Genomic DNA, 15377 nt, shown 5'->3' with positions numbered 1-15377 from the left:
GACAGAAAGGATGTATTTATGGAACATAAAGAGAAACATTTTAGCCTATCTTGGTTCTTCAAGTGGTTTTTAGATAATAAAGCTATTACCGTATTCTTGGTGACCTTGTTACTGGGCTTGAACCTTTTCATTCTAAGTAAGATTAGTTTTATTTTTTTACCAGTTTTAGATTTTCTAGGAGTTGTCATGTTGCCAGTTATTTTATCTGGTTTACTTTATTATCTCCTCAATCCGATTGTTGACTGGATGGAGAAACACAAAATCAATCGTGTTCTTGCCATTAGTATTCTCTTTGTTATAATTGGTCTCTTTATCATTTGGGGGCTAGCGGTTGCTATTCCAAATCTGCAACGTCAGGTCTTAAATTTTGCGAAGAATGTGCCGACATACCTGGAAGACGCTGATAAGGTGATCAATGATCTTATAACCAAACGTTTACCAGATGATTTTAGGCCACAGTTGGAGCAGGTTCTTGCGAATATTTCTACTGAGGCGACGATGTGGGCGAGCAAAATCTCTTCCCAAGCCGTTAACTGGGTGAGTGCCTTTGTCAGCAGTGTATCCCAGGTTATTGTAGCGGTCATTATCTTACCTTTCATGCTCTTTTATCTTTTACGCGATGGGAAAGGTTTGCGAGATTATTTGACCAAGTTTATTCCCACGAAGTTAAAGGAACCAGTAGGACAAGTTTTGTCAGATGTTAATAAACAGTTGTCAAACTACGTTAGAGGACAGGTTACAGTTGCTATTATCGTGGCGATTATGTTTATTATCTTCTTTAAGATTATTGGTCTCAGATATGCTGTGACTCTTGGTATTACGGCTGGTATCCTCAATCTAGTACCTTACCTGGGTAGTTTTCTAGCGATGTTGCCTGCTCTGGTTTTGGGCTTGATAGCGGGGCCTGTCATGCTTTTGAAAGTGATTATTGTCTTTATTGTTGAACAAACGATTGAAGGTCGCTTCGTTTCTCCGCTTATTTTAGGTAGCCAGCTAAATATCCATCCGATCAATGTCCTCTTTGTTCTCCTAACTTCAGGGTCTATGTTTGGTATTTGGGGAGTTTTGCTGGGAATTCCTGTCTATGCCTCTGCTAAGGTCGTTATCTCAGCTATCTTTAACTGGTACAAAAAAGTCAGCGGTTTGTATGAAGAAGAAGGGGAGGAAATCAAGAGTGAACAATAGTCAACGCATGCTCCAAGCTTTGGATGACCAAGATTTAAGCAAAGCAGATCAGTATTTTCACAAAGCCCTTGAAACAGATTCAAGTGAGGTTCTCTATGAACTAGCAAGCTATCTAGAGGGAATTGGCTTTTATCCTCAAGCAAAAGAAATTTACCAAGATATCGTTACAGAATTTCCAGAAGTGAATCTGAACTTAGCTAGCATTGCTAGCGAGGATGGCAATGTTGAGGAAGCCTTTGCTTACCTTGAGGAAATCAAACCTGAAAGTGACTGGTATGTATCGGCCTTGGCCTTGAAGGCAGACCTCTATCAGTTGGAAGGATTGACAGATGTAGCACGTGAAAAGTTACTGGAAGCCTTAAATTACTCAGATGATGCCTTATTAGTTTTTGGTTTGGCTGAGTTGGATAGCGAGTTAGGGAATTATCAGGAAGCCATTCAGGGCTATGCTAAATTAGACAATCGCTCCATCTATGAGCAAACGGGTGTCTCAACTTATCAGCGAATTGGCTATGCTTATGCCCAGTTAGGTAAGTTTGAAGCTGCAACAGAATTCTTAGAAAAAGCTTTAGAATTAGAATATGATGACCAAACTGCCTTTGAACTGGCTAGTCTTTACTTTGACCAAGAAGAGTATCAAAAATCTGTTCTTTACTTTAAGCAGATTGATACCATTTCACCAGATTTTGAAGGATATGAATATGGTTATAGTCAAGCCTTGCATAAGGAACATCAGGTGGAAGAGGCCCTTCGTATCGTTAAAAAAGGGCTGGAGAAAAATCCATTTGAGACTCGGCTCTTACTAGCTGCTTCTCAGTTCTCGTACGAATTGCATGATCCTAGTGCTGCAGAGCAGTTTCTCCTTACTGCTAAGGATGATGCAGAGGATACAGAAGAAATTTTCCTTCGCCTTACAACTATTTATATGGAACAAGAGCGGTATGAAGATATCATTGCTCTCCAAAGTCAAGAACCTGAAAATCTCTTGACTAGATGGATGATTGCACGTTCTTACCAGGAAATCGAGGATTTAGATAAGGCCTATGAGCTCTATCAGGAACTATCGTCTGACCTCAAGGATAATCCTGAGTTTCTGGAGCAGTATAGCTATCTATTGCGTGAATTGGGATATTTTGAAGAGGCCAAGATACAAGTTGAATCCTATTTAAAACTCGTTCCAGATGATGTTCAGATGCAAGAACTCTTAGAAACACTTTAAAAGTTATCTCTATAAAAGAACGTATCCGTCAATTTGTCAGATACGTCTTTTTAGGAGAAATGGAATTTTTTTACAAAAACTCTTGCTAAATTGTTTATTTATGCTATAATAGGAACAATTATTTTTAGGAGGTGCAGTATGTCTTATATGTTTGAGATATTACCAAGTTTGTTAAACGGTGCAAGTATGACACTTCAAGTCTTTGCTCTGGTTTTAATTTTTTCAATTCCCTTAGGTATTGTCGTTGCCTTTGCTTTGCAAGTCCGTTGGAAACCCCTCCATTATCTCATTGACCTTTATATTTGGGTAATGCGAGGAACTCCCTTGCTTTTGCAATTAATCTTTATTTACTATGTGCTCCCTAGTATTGGGATACGTTTAGATCGTTTGCCTGCTGCTGTGATTGCTTTTGTATTGAACTATGCAGCCTACTTTGCAGAAATCTTTCGTGGTGGGATCGAAACCATTCCAAAAGGGCAGTATGAAGCCGCAAAAGTGTTAAAATTTAGCTCCTTTGATACAGTTCGCTACATCATCCTTCCTCAGGTTACAAAGATTGTCTTACCGAGTGTCTTTAATGAAATTATGAGTCTGGTCAAGGATACTTCTTTGGTTTATGCCCTTGGGATTTCAGATTTGATTTTGGCAAGTCGTACAGCAGCCAATCGAGATGCCAGCCTTGTGCCTATGTTTTTAGCTGGAGCGATTTATTTGGTTATGATTGGTCTTGTAACCATTGTAGCGAAAAAACTTGAGAAGAAGTACAGTTATTACAGATAGGAGGATTGCTATGTTAGAATTACGAAATATCAACAAGGCCTTTGTTGGCAAACAAATCTTAACCAATTTCAGCCTATCAATTCCTGAAAAGCAAATCCTCGCAATCGTAGGTCCATCAGGAGGCGGAAAGACAACCCTATTACGTATGCTAGCTGGACTGGAAACCATCGATTCTGGGGAAATCTACTATAACGGCGAATCGCTAGCTATAGACGAACTAGAAAAGCGAAATCTTCTAGGATTTGTTTTCCAAGATTTTCAACTCTTTCCGCATTTGTCAGTTCTAGATAACTTAACTCTGTCGCCCATAAAAACGATGAGCATGGAGAAGGAAGTTGCAGAGAAGAAGGCGCGTGGTTTGTTAGAACAACTTGGGTTAGCAGGGTATGCAGATGCCTTTCCTTTCTCGCTTTCAGGTGGGCAAAAACAACGGGTGGCCTTAGCACGCGCCATGATGATAAACCCAGAAATTATTGGATATGATGAGCCTACATCAGCCTTAGATCCAGAGTTGCGATTAGAAGTAGAAAAACTTATCCTTCAAAATAAAGAGCGTGGGATGACTCAGATTGTTGTGACCCACGATCTTCAGTTTGCGGAAAACATTGCTGATCAGATTCTTAAGGTTGATCCAAAGTAGGACTAGGAGGTGCCTATGAAGAGAAAGAAAATTGCCCTTGTACTTGCTCTGTTCTTTAGCTTCTTCCTGACGGCTTGTACTCAGAAGGCAAGTGATCCAAATCAGGATAATTGGGCCAAATATCAAAAACAGGGAAGCATTACCATTGGCTTTGACAATACCTTTGTTCCCATGGGATTTGAGGAAAAGAATGGCCAGTATGCAGGCTTTGATATTGACCTGGCCCAAGCTGTCTCTGAAAAGCTAGGAATTCAGATTAAATTTCAACCCATCGACTGGGATATGAAAGAAACCGAGCTACAAAATGGTACCATTGATGCCATCTGGAATGGCTATACAGCTACAGATGAACGGAAAGAGAAGGTTGCTTTTACCATTCCTTACATGGAAAATCAACAAGTTTTAGTCTCTAAAAAGTCTCAAAATATCCACTCAATTCAGGATATGACTGACAAAGTTTTAGGGGCCCAGGCAGGATCTTCTGGCTATTTGAATTTTGAAGGACAATCAGAACTACTCAAGAATCGAGTGAAAGATCAGAAGGCCAATCAATACCAAAGTTTCAATGAAGCCTTAATTGATTTGAAAAACGATCGGATTGATGCCTTGTTGATTGACCGGGTATATGCCAATTATTATCTCCAGTCTGAAGGAATATTAAATGACTACAATGTCTTTTCAGCTGGATTTGAAAGTGAAGCTTTTGCAGTGGGTGTTAGACCTGTTGATAAAACTTTGCTAGCTGCTCTGAATCAAGCCTTTGTATCACTATACCAAGAAGGAAAATTTCAGGAAATCAGTCAGAAGTGGTTTGGGGAAGATGTAGCCACCAGTCAAGTTAAAAATCAAGAATAAGAAAAGAGATTGAGTGTTTCCTCAGTCTCTTTTTGCATCGAAAAATCCTCTGGAAAGTACCAGAGGATAAGGGTTTATTTCATTGTTGGGAAGAGCAATACATCACGGATAGTGGTTGTATCAGTGAGGAGCATGCAAAGACGGTCGATACCGATACCCAAACCACCAGTTGGTGGCATACCGTATTCAAGAGCCTCGATGTAGTCGTAGTCGATACCTGTTGCCTCATCATCACCAAGTTCTTTGGCTTTTGCTTGAGCTTCAAAACGGCTAAGCTGATCGATTGGGTCGTTCAACTCAGTAAAGGCATTACCGTACTCCTTAGTCATGATAAAGAGCTCGAAACGGTCAGTAAAGCGTTCATCTTCAGGATTTTTCTTAGCAAGTGGAGAGACAGCTACTGGATGCCCATAGACAAAGGTTGGTTGGATCAAGGTTTCTTCAACAAATTCTTCAAAGAAAGCATTGATAATGTGACCAACTTCAGTGTAGTGTTTCTCAACTGGAACTTTCTTTTCAGCAGCGATAGCTTTGGCTTCTTCCAAAGTCATGTCTTGCCAGAAATCTACACCAGTAATTTCTTTGATAGCATCCACCATGTGAACACGTTTAAATGGTTCGTTGATTTTGATTTCAGTTCCTTGGTAGTTGACTGGGCCGTCACCTTTAACAGCTTTAGCAGCATGTTGGATAATACCTTCCGTCAAGTCCATGATATCTTGGAAGTCCGCATAAGCTTGGTAAACTTCGATAGAAGTGAACTCAGGGTTATGTGTAGCATCCATTCCTTCGTTACGGAAGATACGGCCAATTTCATAAACACGTTCCATACCACCAACGATAAGGCGTTTCAAGTGAAGCTCAGTCGCAATACGAAGCACCATGTCAATGTTTTGTGCATTGTGGTGAGTGATAAATGGACGAGCAGCAGCACCACCGGCTTCATTATGAAGAACAGGTGTTTCCACTTCAAGGAAACCTTTTTGGTCTAGATAACGACGGATTTCAGAGATGATTTTTGAACGAGTGACAAAACGTTCAAAGCTTTCACGGTTAGAAATCAAGTCAAGGTAACGTTTACGATAGATGGTTTCAACGTCAGTCAAACCGTGGAATTTCTCTGGAAGTGGGCGAAGTGCTTTAGACAAGTGTGTAATGTGAGTTGCCTTGATAGAGAGCTCTCCCATATCTGTACGCATGACTTCACCTTCGACACCGAGGAAGTCACCGAGGTCAGCCTTCTTAAAGATTTCGTAGTTTTCTTCACCAACAGCATCTTTACGAACGTAGATTTGGATTTGACCTTCTCGGTCTTGAAGATGGGCGAAGCCGACTTTACCTTTACCACGTTTACTAACTAAACGTCCAGCGATAGTAGCAGTTTCGTTTAATTCATGTAATTGTTCTTTATCGAGTTCTGCAAATTTGTCTTTTAGTTCTTGAGAGTTAGCAGTACGTTCAAAACGTTTACCGAAAGGATCAATTCCTTGTTCACGGAGCGCAGCCATTTTTTCACGGCGAACGATCTGCTGGTCATTTAGTTCTTCCATATGTTCTGTAGACATGAAATCCTCCTAATTTTACTCAAAATTTGATACGATGAGTCTTTTTTGCGATACTCCCATTCTATCATAAATAGTCAAGAAATTCACGGATATTCTTTGAAAACTAAAAAGAACTTGACCATTAAGATCAAGTTCCATTATTTTCCCTGATAGGAAATGTCATTCCACCTTTCCAGAGTGAAGGTTTCAAAATCCTTGGTTTCTAAAACTGTTAGACTAGCATTGGCTAAACCACCATCTTTTCGAAGAAGGGGCTCTTTATAACCTAGAAGGGTACGAAGACTAGCAGTGAGATTTGCACCATGACCAACAATTAGAACTCTCTCAGCCTGACTCTTCTTCAGAGATTTGATAAATTGAATGGTGCGTTGAGTTGTAGAGTAGAGGGATTCCGCTTCAAACATTCTTGTATCGAACTTAGCTAAGTTTGTACGAAAAGCCTTGATTTGTTGTGGGTAGATGGCCTCTAATGTTGCAATTTTTAATCCCTCTAGTTTTCCGAGATGCCATTCACGCAGGTCAGGAATAGCCTTTAAAGGACATTGTATCTGGAGTTGACTTTGGATAATTTTAGCAGATTTGACCGCTCTTGGTAAATCACTTGAATAAATCTCATCGAAAGGGATATTGCTGAGATATTGACCGAGCGCCTTTAAGGTATCAATAGACTCAGGAAGAAGAGGTGAGTCCCCTCCAGCACCTTGGAAACGTCCTTCAAGATTCCAGATAGTTCGGCCGTGACGCACAAAATAGAGTTTCATCAGTTGTTTTCCTCCAAGATATCTGCAAAATCTGCTTTCACAAAGCTAGCCAAGTCTTGTGGAGCAATAATGATACTATGCCCGACTTCCCCAGCAGAGACGATTATTTTGTCCAAATCTAAAGCTGTTTTATCAATAAAAATAGGATAGTTGTGTTTTTGGCGAATGCCGACGGGGTTATTTGCCCCATGAATATAGCCTGTCGTTTTTTCTAGGTCTTTTTGTGGAATCATACTCACCTTTTTATTATCAGAAACCTTTGCTAGTTTTTTCTCAGCGAGGTGTTCTGTTATGGGGACGATTCCGATAATTGGGCCTGTCTTGTCCCCCAGCAGAGCCAAGGTTTTAAAGATATGTGTTCGATCATATTCCGAAGGAAGTTCTCCCTCAAGCGCATTGATTTGAATCCCTGTGTGCTCAATTCCTGCTTTGGTTAAGATTTGCTCGACAAGAGTTTTTTTAATTTTTACTTTTTTTGCCATTATTTATACTTATCCTCCAATTGACTCATCCAGATACCAAGCCAAATGCCAAGTGCAAAGAAGAAGGCGATGAGAACATAGCTCACGATGGAAAGTCCAGTGTATTGGATACTTTCAGCACTTCCAGCATTTGGAATCAAAATCAAGAGGGTGCTTGATAGCACAATCCCAATAATAAAGTGATAAACACGGGAGTGGTAGTTGTTCAAGGCATGGTCCATTAATTTTGAAAAGATAATAAGAGTTGCTCCTGCACCAATCCCGATAGGAAGGAAGGTACCAAATAAATCAAAGATCTTAAAGCCAGTTAACATTGGAGCGTACAGTCCTAAAATCAAGAGTAGATTTGATGGACTTAAACCAGGCACCAAGACACCTAGAGCTAAAAGAACACCTGCCAAGATGAAACTAGCGAAACTGGCGCTGAGAGAACCAACAACAAAGTTTAGCGCGTAGAGCCCTAGACCTGAAAGGATAAAGGTAGTCCAGAACCAGACTAGATCAATCTTATCACGATCAGATTCTCGAGTAGATTCTTTAAGGAGACTAGGAACTGTACCGATGATAGCTCCAGCAAAGCTCCACAAAACATAGACTTGGTAATTTTCTAGCAGATACTCGATTGGATAAGAAAACAAACCAATACCTAGCAACATCCCGATGGCTACTGGGATAAAGTATAGGACATTCTCTTTAAAATCCTTAAAGGGATGAGCAAGAAAGCCAATCATTCGCTCGTAGATTCCCAAAATCGCTGCCAGAACACCACCAGAAATTCCAGGTAGGATAAATCCTAAGGCGATGACGATTCCTTTAATAACTCTTGCAATCCATGAAAACATATTAGACTCCTCAATTTCATAAATTTCTTTCTCTGTCTTATCAATTATAACACAGACGGCAAAAAAATGAAAAAGCAAGTGAAAAAGTTGCGATTTTCACTTGCTTTATGGTCTTAAAAATAGCTTTCTGAAGGTTTCTTCTTTTTCCTTATCAGTAGAAATGAGATTGATGTCTAGGTGATGTTCAAATCCTGCAATTTTTCCTTTGGAAGTATACTGATGGAGGTCATAGTCTAAATCAGTATTGGGTGTGGCCTCAAAGTAGCCTGAGTCTGTCCCATAAGAAGGAATCCAGACGGCCGAGAAATTCTTCGTATTGATGCTATGTTCTTGCATGAAATAAACACCAATGTAAATCCCGATATTTTTAGCGCCAAGCGATTCAAGTTTAGCCCGAAAAGCTTCGACTCCGTCATTCATATCGGCCATTGTTTTTTCCTCAACGTCAAGCCAGTAATAACTAGGATTGTATGGAGAAGCAGAATTGTAGAAAACTTCAGCCGCTTTTTCCATTTCTTCTTTGTTCGTACCAGCTAGATAAGCATAAACGGCTACGGGAACATTGCGCTTTTGAAATTCTGAAATGTGATTTTTATAGGATTTATCGACCCCGTTGATAAAGGCCGCATCATTTGCTTCCGTGTGTTGAGTACCACTGTGCACACGAACAATAACTCCAGAAATATTTTGAGATAAAATATCGTAGTTTATCTCCTCCGGTCTTTGCCAACCAGAAATGTCAATAATGGGTTTATCAAGATTATGCAAGGCCTGGTTTTCAACTTGGGCAGTGTTGCTTTTTGACTTGACCGAATGGTCTTCATAAGCTGGTTTATTAAAGATTAAAATAGCTATAACAATGGTGAATAGACTAAAAATAATAGCTGGATGAATCTCTTTTCTCATATCTAATTAGTTTAACGTAAATAGATAAAAAAATCAAAGAAAACGTTGAAAAGATGAATGAACTAGCATGTTTTCCCCTATTTCTCTGTTTGTTTACTCCTAAGGAAGTAAATTATGGTATAATATAAGGGAATTTTTACAGAAAAGAGAATAGTATGTCAAATTATGCCATTATCTTAGCAGCGGGTAAAGGTACTCGCATGAAATCAGATCTTCCAAAGGTACTTCATAAGGTAGCAGGAATTTCGATGTTGGAACATGTTTTTCGTAGTGTTGGTGCTATTCAACCTGAAAAAACAGTTACTGTAGTTGGTCACAAAGCAGAGCTAGTTGAGCAAGTATTAGCCGGTCAGACAGACTTTGTTACCCAATCAGAACAACTAGGAACTGGGCATGCTGTCATGATGGCAGAGCCTATTCTCCAAAATCGTACAGGCCACACATTGGTTATCGCTGGAGATACTCCTCTGATTACAGGTGAAAGCTTGAAAAACCTCTTGGATTTCCATATCAATCACAAAAATGTGGCGACGATCTTGACAGCTGAAGCAGCTGATCCTTTTGGATATGGTCGTATCGTCCGTAACGATAATGCTGAAGTTCTTCGTATTGTTGAGCAGAAAGATGCTACAGACTTTGAAAAGCAAATTAAGGAAATCAATACAGGAACTTATGTATTTGACAATGAACGTCTTTTTGAGGCTCTTAAAAACATCAACACCAACAATGCCCAAGGTGAGTATTATATTACTGATGTGATTGGTATTTTCCGTAATGCGGGTGAGAAGGTTGGCGCCTATACTCTCAAGGATTTTGATGAAAGTCTTGGGGTAAACGACCGTGTGGCTCTTGCTACTGCGGAAGCAGTGATGCGCCGTCATATCAACCAAAAGCATATGGTTAATGGTGTTAGTTTTGTCAATCCAGAAGCAACTTACATCGATGTTGATGTCGAGATTGCTCCTGAAGTCCAAATCGAAGCCAACGTTACCTTGAAAGGTCAAACGAAGATTGGGGCGGAAACTGTTTTAACAAATGGAACTTATATCGTGGATAGCGCTATCGGAGCTGGAGCTGTGATTACGAATTCCATGATTGAGGAAAGTACAGTTGCAGATGGTGTGACAGTCGGTCCCTATGCCCACATTCGTCCAGGCTCAAGTCTAGCTTCCCAAGTTCACATTGGAAACTTTGTTGAAGTAAAAGGATCTTCAATCGGTGAAAATACCAAGGCAGGTCATTTGACCTATATTGGAAACTGTGAAGTAGGTAGCCATGTTAACTTTGGCGCAGGCACGATTACAGTTAACTACGACGGGAAGAATAAGTACAAGACTGTCATTGGCAATAATGTCTTTGTTGGATCAAACTCAACCATCATTGCTCCAGTGGAACTTGGTGATAATTCACTAGTTGGAGCTGGTTCAACGATTACAAAAGATGTTCCAGCTGACGCCATTGCTATTGGACGTGGACGTCAAGTTAATAAAGATGAATATGCACTACGTTTGCCTCATCATCCTAAGAATCAGTAGGAGTCTATCATGGAATTTGAAGAAAAAACGATTAGCCGGAAGGAAATCTATCAAGGTCCTATTTTTAAGCTAGTGCAAGATCAGGTGGAACTACCCGAAGGGAAGGGAACTGCCCAACGTGATCTGATTTTTCACAATGGAGGCGTATGTGTTCTAGCTGTGACAGCTGAGGATAAAATCGTCCTTGTTAAGCAATACCGAAAAGCTATTGAAGCCATCTCTTATGAAATTCCTGCTGGTAAACTGGAAATTGGTGAAAATGCAGATCCCATGTCGGCGGCTCTTCGTGAATTGGAGGAGGAAGTTGCCTATACGGGTAAGTTAGAGCTTCTATATGATTTCTACTCTGCTATTGGTTTTTGTAATGAAAAATTAAAACTCTACCTCGCAAGAGATTTAACTAAGGTGGAAAATCCTCGTCCGCAAGATGATGATGAAACCTTGGAAGTTCTAGAGGTCAGCCTTGAGGAAGCAAAAAACTTAATTCAGTCTGGTCATATCTGTGATGCCAAGACGATTATGGCAATCCAGTACTGGGAATTGCAAAAGAAATAGAGGAGTAGCCCATGGGAAAACCTTTGTTAACAGATGAAATAATCGAACGTGCCAATCGTGGGGAGAAAATCTCTGGGCCACCTCTTCAAGATGACGAGGAAACTAAAATTTTATCAACTTCTTCACAAAACTTTGGTTATTCACGTTCTAGAGACTATAATTCTATTCAAGATACTTTAACAATCGAAGTAGAGCCAACGATTCATAAGAGCCGTCGCATTGAGAATACCAAGAGAAATGTTTTTAACTCGAAATTAAACAGAATCTTATTTACAGTCATCCTACTCTTGATTTTACTTGTGCTGGCGATGAAACTTTTGTAATAGAAAAGGAAATAAAATGAAAATTGGAATCATTGCAGCAATGCCAGAAGAGCTCCTACACTTGACTCAGAATTTAGATAGAACGCAAGAAGTCCAAGTCCTCGGAAATACTTACTACACTGGCACTGTTGGCAAGACAGAAGTTGTTCTGGTTCAGAGTGGGATTGGAAAGGTCATGTCAGCTATGAGTGTAGCGGTGTTAGCTGACCATTTCCAAGTGGATGCCGTTATCAATACAGGATCAGCAGGTGCAGTTGCAGAAGGGATTGCCGTTGGAGATGTCGTGATTGCGGATAAACTTGTCTACCATGATGTGGATGTGACTGCATTTGGCTACGCTTATGGTCAGATGGCTGGTCAACCTCTTTACTTTGAATCCGATAAGAACTTTATCACTAGAATTCAAACAAATTTATCTCAGTTAGAACAGACCTGGCACCTCGGCTTGATTGCTACAGGGGACAGTTTTATAGCCGGAGATGATAAGATTACTAGTATCAAGTCCCACTTTCCAGATGTTTTAGCAGTTGAAATGGAAGGGGCAGCCATTGCTCAGGCGGCTCAGGCTCTTGGCCTACCTTTCCTAGTCATTCGTGCCATGAGTGACAATGCCAATCACGAAGCATCTATCTCATTTGATGAGTTTATCATTAAAGCTGGACGTCGTTCTGCCCAAGTCTTACTAGCCTTTTTAAAGTCTTTGGATTAAGTGGAAATTTGACAGTTTATCTAGCTTATGATAAGATTTAAGTAAAGAAAAGCTAGAAAACGTTTCAGAGGATATTATGAGTATTGAAATGACCGTCAGTGAGATTGCAGAGGTCCTAGGACTCTCTCGTCAAGCAATCAACAATCGTGTCAAAGAGCTTCCAGAAGAGGACACGAAAAAAAATGACAAAGGTGTAACTGTAGTGACTCGAAGTGGCTTGATCAAGCTAGAAGAAATCTACAAAAAAACGATTTTTGAAGATGAACCAGTCAGTGATGATGTCAAACAACGTGAACTGATGGAAATATTGGTTGATGAGAAAAATGCTGAAATTCTTCGATTGTACGAGCAACTCAAGGCCAAAGACCAGCAGTTGGCAGAAAAAGATGAGCAGATGCGCATCAAAGACCGTCAGATTGCAGAAAAGGACAAACAGTTGGACCAACAGCAACAGTTAACTCTTCAAGCTATGAAGGATCAAGAAACCTTGAAACTAGAGTTGGATCAAGCAAAAGAAGAAGTCCAAGCAACCAAAAAAGGCTTTTTTGCTCGCCTATTTGGAGGAAAATAAAGAAGCTGTTTGGGTTATTCACTAACCTAATGGCTTCTTTTATTATTTATAGTTTTAAATCGAGTTGAAATTGAGGGAAAAGATGGAAAAATTAAGAGATTATATTGCCTTTGACTTAGAATTCAATCAACACGAAGGGGTTACCCATTTAATTCAAGTGTCAGCAGTCCGTTTTCAAGATGGTAAAGAAAGTGCAGCTTTTGATTCTTATGTCCATACTACAGTACCTTTAAAGAGTTTTATCAATGGTTTGACTGGAATTACAGCCGAGACATTGAAAGATGCGCCGAAAGTCGAGCAAGTTTTAAAAGACTTTCAGGCCTTTGTTGGTAAATCACCTTTCGTTGGTTACAATGCGGCTAAGAGTGATTTGCCTATTCTTTTGGAGCATGGTATTGATTATCGTGACCAGTATAAGGTTGATCTATATGAGGAGGCTTTTGAACGCCGTAGTTCTGATCTACACGGCATAGCCAATCTTAAATTACAAACTGTAGCAAATTTTTTAGGCTTTCACGGGAAGTCTCATAACAGTTTAGAAGACGCCCGCATGACGGCGCGTGTTTACGAAGCCTTTTTGGACTCGGATGACGGAAAGCTATTAATAGAAGACCAGAGTAGTTTTTCGATGAATAATCCTTTCGATGGCTTAGATTTATCCCAATTTTTAGACTAGGAGTGCTTATGAAACCTGAAAAACCTAAAAAGCTAGGTTTTAGGAAGATATACTATAACCTAGATAAGATTTTATTTCTATTTTTCTTGATATTTATGATGGTTGAGTTTGTCTGGCTACCATTAAATTCATGGATTGCTGGCATCCTTCTGAGACAAACTGGTTATTTGTTTATCTCCTACAATAACTTTTGGGCGATTATACAAGGCTCGCCTTTTATCAGTTTAGCCTTTCTCATCTTAATTGCAATCAATCTCCTGGTCGCCTATTTCCAGATTTGTCTTTTGTTTATCGGGGCGCGGCACCTTCTCTACCATGAAAAGAGAACCTTGATTGAGTATAGTAGAAAAGTCTTTCACCAGAGCTTTCTATTTGTCAAACGATTGAGCTTTTGTAAGATGGCCTTTGTCTTCTTTTATGTAGCTCTACTTTTTCCTTTTATTAGGAAAATTTTAAAAATCTACTATCTCAATAAGATTATTATCCCTGATTTTATCGTTACATACCTAGAAGATAAGAACTGGCTGGTAGGGCTGTTGATCATAGCATCCGCTTGGATCTTTCTCTACATTTCTGTTCGCTTCATGTTTGCCCTTCCTAAGATTCTCTTTGAAAGAAAGACAGTAAGAGAAAGTGTGAAATATAGTCTCCAAAAGACGAAGAAAAACGTCCTTTTCTTCTCTTGGCATCTCCTACTCATTATCATTAAAACCTATCTCTTCTTCTTTGTCTTGTTAATCCCCTTGCTCTTTGCTCAGGCAGTAATGGATAATTTTACTCAAAAAGAATCCTTGATTCTTGGTGTGATTAATTTTGTCTTGATTAAAAACCTCCATTACATGACTCTGACTTATTTCCTAGTGAAGTTTGTTTCCTTCCTGACAGGAGAAGAGTTGGAGATCATGCCAAGGCGAAAGAAAGACCATTTGATGAGGTGGGGAGTCATGGGGTGTGCAAGTATCTTCTTTGCTTTAGAAGGTTACATCTATTTGGAGTCTCCGGATACCAATACACCTTTAGTGATTTCGCACAGAGGAGTAAGTAATAAAAATGGTGTTCAAAATACTGTGCAGTCTTTGGAAAAGACAGCTCAACTAAAACCAGATCTCATTGAAATGGATGTTCAGGAAACGAAAGACGGTCAGTTCGTGATGATGCACGATGCTAACCTTAAATCGCTTGCAAGAATTAATGCTACACCGCAAGACTTAACTCTGGATGAATTAACAAATACAGATATTTACGAGAATGGTTATCAAACAAAGATTTCAAGTTTTGATGCCTATTTAGGGCGAGCAAATGCTTTAAACCAAAAATTGCTGATTGAGATTAAAACCAGTAAAAAAGATAGCCCACAAATGATGGACCATTTTCTCGAAAAGTATGGAGCGACTATCAAGAAATATGGCCACCAGATGCAGTCACTAGACTATCATGTGATTGATAAGGTCTTGGCTTATGATTCTGAAATTCCAGTGTACTTCATTCTGCCATATAATAGTGTGTTTCCGAGAACCAAGGCGACTGGCTATACCATGGAGTATTCAACTTTGGATGAATACTTTGTCAATAAACTTTGGACAACAGATCAGAAACTATATGTTTGGACTGTGAATAGTTCTGAGTCCTTTGATAAGGCAGTCAGACTTGGAGCAGATGGCATGATAACGGATGATCTTGAAATGGTCCAGTCACAAGTCACAATGGCTCAAGACGATCCAGAATACACGGAATTACTCTTAAAGAAAGCAATGGAATTCTTTGATTTCTAAG

Annotated in this window: 17 protein-coding genes; 12 read left to right on the top strand and 5 right to left on the bottom strand. The window is 39.7% G+C overall.

What is annotated here, in order from left to right; all coding sequences use genetic code 11:
* The first annotated feature begins 18 nt into the window (after positions 1 to 18).
* From AC4ME5_RS01795 to AC4ME5_RS01775, 5 genes are all read left to right on the top strand, one after another.
* The gene (locus tag AC4ME5_RS01795) at positions 19 to 1185 is read left to right on the top strand and encodes an AI-2E family transporter (protein WP_491799571.1); all 1167 of its coding nucleotides are present in this window, start codon (positions 19 to 21) and stop codon (positions 1183 to 1185) included.
* A complete protein-coding gene (locus AC4ME5_RS01790; RefSeq protein ID WP_491799569.1) occupies positions 1175 to 2404 on the top strand; it encodes a tetratricopeptide repeat protein in 1230 nt (409 codons plus the stop codon). The genes AC4ME5_RS01795 and AC4ME5_RS01790 overlap by 11 nt, the downstream gene beginning before the upstream one ends.
* Positions 2405 to 2542: 138 nt before the next feature.
* The gene (locus AC4ME5_RS01785) at positions 2543 to 3184 is read left to right on the top strand and encodes an amino acid ABC transporter permease (protein ID WP_491799567.1); all 642 of its coding nucleotides are present in this window, start codon (positions 2543 to 2545) and stop codon (positions 3182 to 3184) included.
* A gap of 10 nt (positions 3185 to 3194) precedes the next feature.
* Positions 3195 to 3824: an amino acid ABC transporter ATP-binding protein gene (locus tag AC4ME5_RS01780; RefSeq protein WP_491799565.1), complete on the top strand. Its 630-nt coding sequence runs from the start codon at positions 3195 to 3197 to the stop codon at positions 3822 to 3824.
* Between the two features lie 15 nt (positions 3825 to 3839).
* Positions 3840 to 4679: an amino acid ABC transporter substrate-binding protein gene (locus tag AC4ME5_RS01775; protein WP_491799563.1), complete on the top strand. Its 840-nt coding sequence runs from the start codon at positions 3840 to 3842 to the stop codon at positions 4677 to 4679.
* Between the two features lie 74 nt (positions 4680 to 4753).
* Here AC4ME5_RS01775 and lysS read toward each other — a convergent pair whose 3' ends face one another.
* The 5 genes from lysS to AC4ME5_RS01750 all read right to left on the bottom strand — a co-directional run bounded on the left by lysS (position 4754) and on the right by AC4ME5_RS01750 (position 9235).
* Complete coding sequence (gene lysS, locus AC4ME5_RS01770) at positions 4754 to 6244, bottom strand: lysine--tRNA ligase (RefSeq protein ID WP_491799561.1); 1491 nt, start codon at positions 6242 to 6244, stop codon at positions 4754 to 4756.
* Between the two features lie 137 nt (positions 6245 to 6381).
* The gene (locus AC4ME5_RS01765) at positions 6382 to 7005 is read right to left on the bottom strand and encodes a histidine phosphatase family protein (protein WP_491799559.1); all 624 of its coding nucleotides are present in this window, start codon (positions 7003 to 7005) and stop codon (positions 6382 to 6384) included.
* Positions 7005 to 7487 (bottom strand): aminoacyl-tRNA deacylase, encoded by a 483-nt coding sequence (locus tag AC4ME5_RS01760; protein WP_247946547.1) that lies wholly within the window; start codon positions 7485 to 7487, stop codon positions 7005 to 7007. Before AC4ME5_RS01760 ends, AC4ME5_RS01765 begins: the two co-directional genes overlap by 1 nt.
* Positions 7487 to 8344 (bottom strand): DUF368 domain-containing protein, encoded by an 858-nt coding sequence (locus tag AC4ME5_RS01755; RefSeq protein ID WP_491800064.1) that lies wholly within the window; start codon positions 8342 to 8344, stop codon positions 7487 to 7489. Before AC4ME5_RS01755 ends, AC4ME5_RS01760 begins: the two co-directional genes overlap by 1 nt.
* 90 nt (positions 8345 to 8434) lie before the next feature.
* Positions 8435 to 9235, bottom strand: coding sequence for a glycoside hydrolase family 25 protein (locus tag AC4ME5_RS01750; protein WP_491799557.1), 801 nt, complete (start codon positions 9233 to 9235; stop codon positions 8435 to 8437).
* Positions 9236 to 9390: 155 nt separating this feature from the next.
* Between AC4ME5_RS01750 and glmU the strand changes: the two genes are divergently transcribed.
* The 7 genes from glmU to AC4ME5_RS01715 all read left to right on the top strand — a co-directional run bounded on the left by glmU (position 9391) and on the right by AC4ME5_RS01715 (position 15376).
* Positions 9391 to 10770 carry a bifunctional UDP-N-acetylglucosamine diphosphorylase/glucosamine-1-phosphate N-acetyltransferase GlmU gene (glmU, locus tag AC4ME5_RS01745; RefSeq protein WP_491799555.1) on the top strand — a complete coding sequence of 460 codons (1380 nt, stop codon included), beginning with the start codon at positions 9391 to 9393 and terminating at the stop codon, positions 10768 to 10770.
* A gap of 9 nt (positions 10771 to 10779) precedes the next feature.
* Entirely contained in the window at positions 10780 to 11325 is a 546-nt protein-coding gene (locus AC4ME5_RS01740) for an NUDIX hydrolase (protein ID WP_000393798.1), read from the top strand.
* An 11-nt stretch (positions 11326 to 11336) separates the two neighbouring features.
* Positions 11337 to 11648: a cell wall synthase accessory phosphoprotein MacP gene (gene macP / locus AC4ME5_RS01735; protein ID WP_000517856.1), complete on the top strand. Its 312-nt coding sequence runs from the start codon at positions 11337 to 11339 to the stop codon at positions 11646 to 11648.
* A gap of 16 nt (positions 11649 to 11664) precedes the next feature.
* On the top strand, positions 11665 to 12357 hold the full coding sequence (locus AC4ME5_RS01730) for a 5'-methylthioadenosine/adenosylhomocysteine nucleosidase (RefSeq protein ID WP_491799553.1): 693 nt from the start codon (positions 11665 to 11667) through the stop codon (positions 12355 to 12357).
* 76 nt (positions 12358 to 12433) lie between these two features.
* Positions 12434 to 12928 carry a chromosome segregation protein RocS gene (rocS, locus tag AC4ME5_RS01725; RefSeq protein ID WP_000021248.1) on the top strand — a complete coding sequence of 165 codons (495 nt, stop codon included), beginning with the start codon at positions 12434 to 12436 and terminating at the stop codon, positions 12926 to 12928.
* 82 nt (positions 12929 to 13010) lie between these two features.
* A complete protein-coding gene (locus tag AC4ME5_RS01720) occupies positions 13011 to 13604 on the top strand; it encodes a 3'-5' exonuclease (RefSeq protein WP_491799551.1) in 594 nt (197 codons plus the stop codon).
* An 8-nt stretch (positions 13605 to 13612) separates the two neighbouring features.
* Positions 13613 to 15376, top strand: coding sequence for a glycerophosphoryl diester phosphodiesterase membrane domain-containing protein (locus AC4ME5_RS01715; RefSeq protein WP_491799550.1), 1764 nt, complete (start codon positions 13613 to 13615; stop codon positions 15374 to 15376).
* Position 15377 lies beyond the last annotated feature (1 nt).

Source organism: Streptococcus sp. A69, assembly GCF_058556195.1.
This window is presented reverse-complemented; position numbering and strand designations above follow the sequence as displayed.

Excerpts from the sequence above, each read along its gene's own strand:
- AC4ME5_RS01715 (WP_491799550.1), top strand. The coding sequence starts at position 13,613 with ATGAAACCTGAAAAACCTAAAAAGCTAGGTTTTAGGAAGATATACTAT.
- AC4ME5_RS01740 (WP_000393798.1), top strand. The coding sequence starts at position 10,780 with ATGGAATTTGAAGAAAAAACGATTAGCCGGAAGGAAATCTATCAAGGT.
- glmU (WP_491799555.1), top strand. The coding sequence starts at position 9,391 with ATGTCAAATTATGCCATTATCTTAGCAGCGGGTAAAGGTACTCGCATG.
- AC4ME5_RS01785 (WP_491799567.1), top strand. The coding sequence starts at position 2,543 with ATGTCTTATATGTTTGAGATATTACCAAGTTTGTTAAACGGTGCAAGT.
- AC4ME5_RS01775 (WP_491799563.1), top strand. The coding sequence starts at position 3,840 with ATGAAGAGAAAGAAAATTGCCCTTGTACTTGCTCTGTTCTTTAGCTTC.
- AC4ME5_RS01750 (WP_491799557.1), bottom strand. The coding sequence starts at position 9,235 with ATGAGAAAAGAGATTCATCCAGCTATTATTTTTAGTCTATTCACCATT.
- AC4ME5_RS01760 (WP_247946547.1), bottom strand. The coding sequence starts at position 7,487 with ATGGCAAAAAAAGTAAAAATTAAAAAAACTCTTGTCGAGCAAATCTTA.
- rocS (WP_000021248.1), top strand. The coding sequence starts at position 12,434 with ATGAGTATTGAAATGACCGTCAGTGAGATTGCAGAGGTCCTAGGACTC.
- macP (WP_000517856.1), top strand. The coding sequence starts at position 11,337 with ATGGGAAAACCTTTGTTAACAGATGAAATAATCGAACGTGCCAATCGT.
- AC4ME5_RS01720 (WP_491799551.1), top strand. The coding sequence starts at position 13,011 with ATGGAAAAATTAAGAGATTATATTGCCTTTGACTTAGAATTCAATCAA.
- AC4ME5_RS01730 (WP_491799553.1), top strand. The coding sequence starts at position 11,665 with ATGAAAATTGGAATCATTGCAGCAATGCCAGAAGAGCTCCTACACTTG.
- lysS (WP_491799561.1), bottom strand. The coding sequence starts at position 6,244 with ATGTCTACAGAACATATGGAAGAACTAAATGACCAGCAGATCGTTCGC.
- AC4ME5_RS01780 (WP_491799565.1), top strand. The coding sequence starts at position 3,195 with ATGTTAGAATTACGAAATATCAACAAGGCCTTTGTTGGCAAACAAATC.
- AC4ME5_RS01795 (WP_491799571.1), top strand. The coding sequence starts at position 19 with ATGGAACATAAAGAGAAACATTTTAGCCTATCTTGGTTCTTCAAGTGG.
- AC4ME5_RS01765 (WP_491799559.1), bottom strand. The coding sequence starts at position 7,005 with ATGAAACTCTATTTTGTGCGTCACGGCCGAACTATCTGGAATCTTGAA.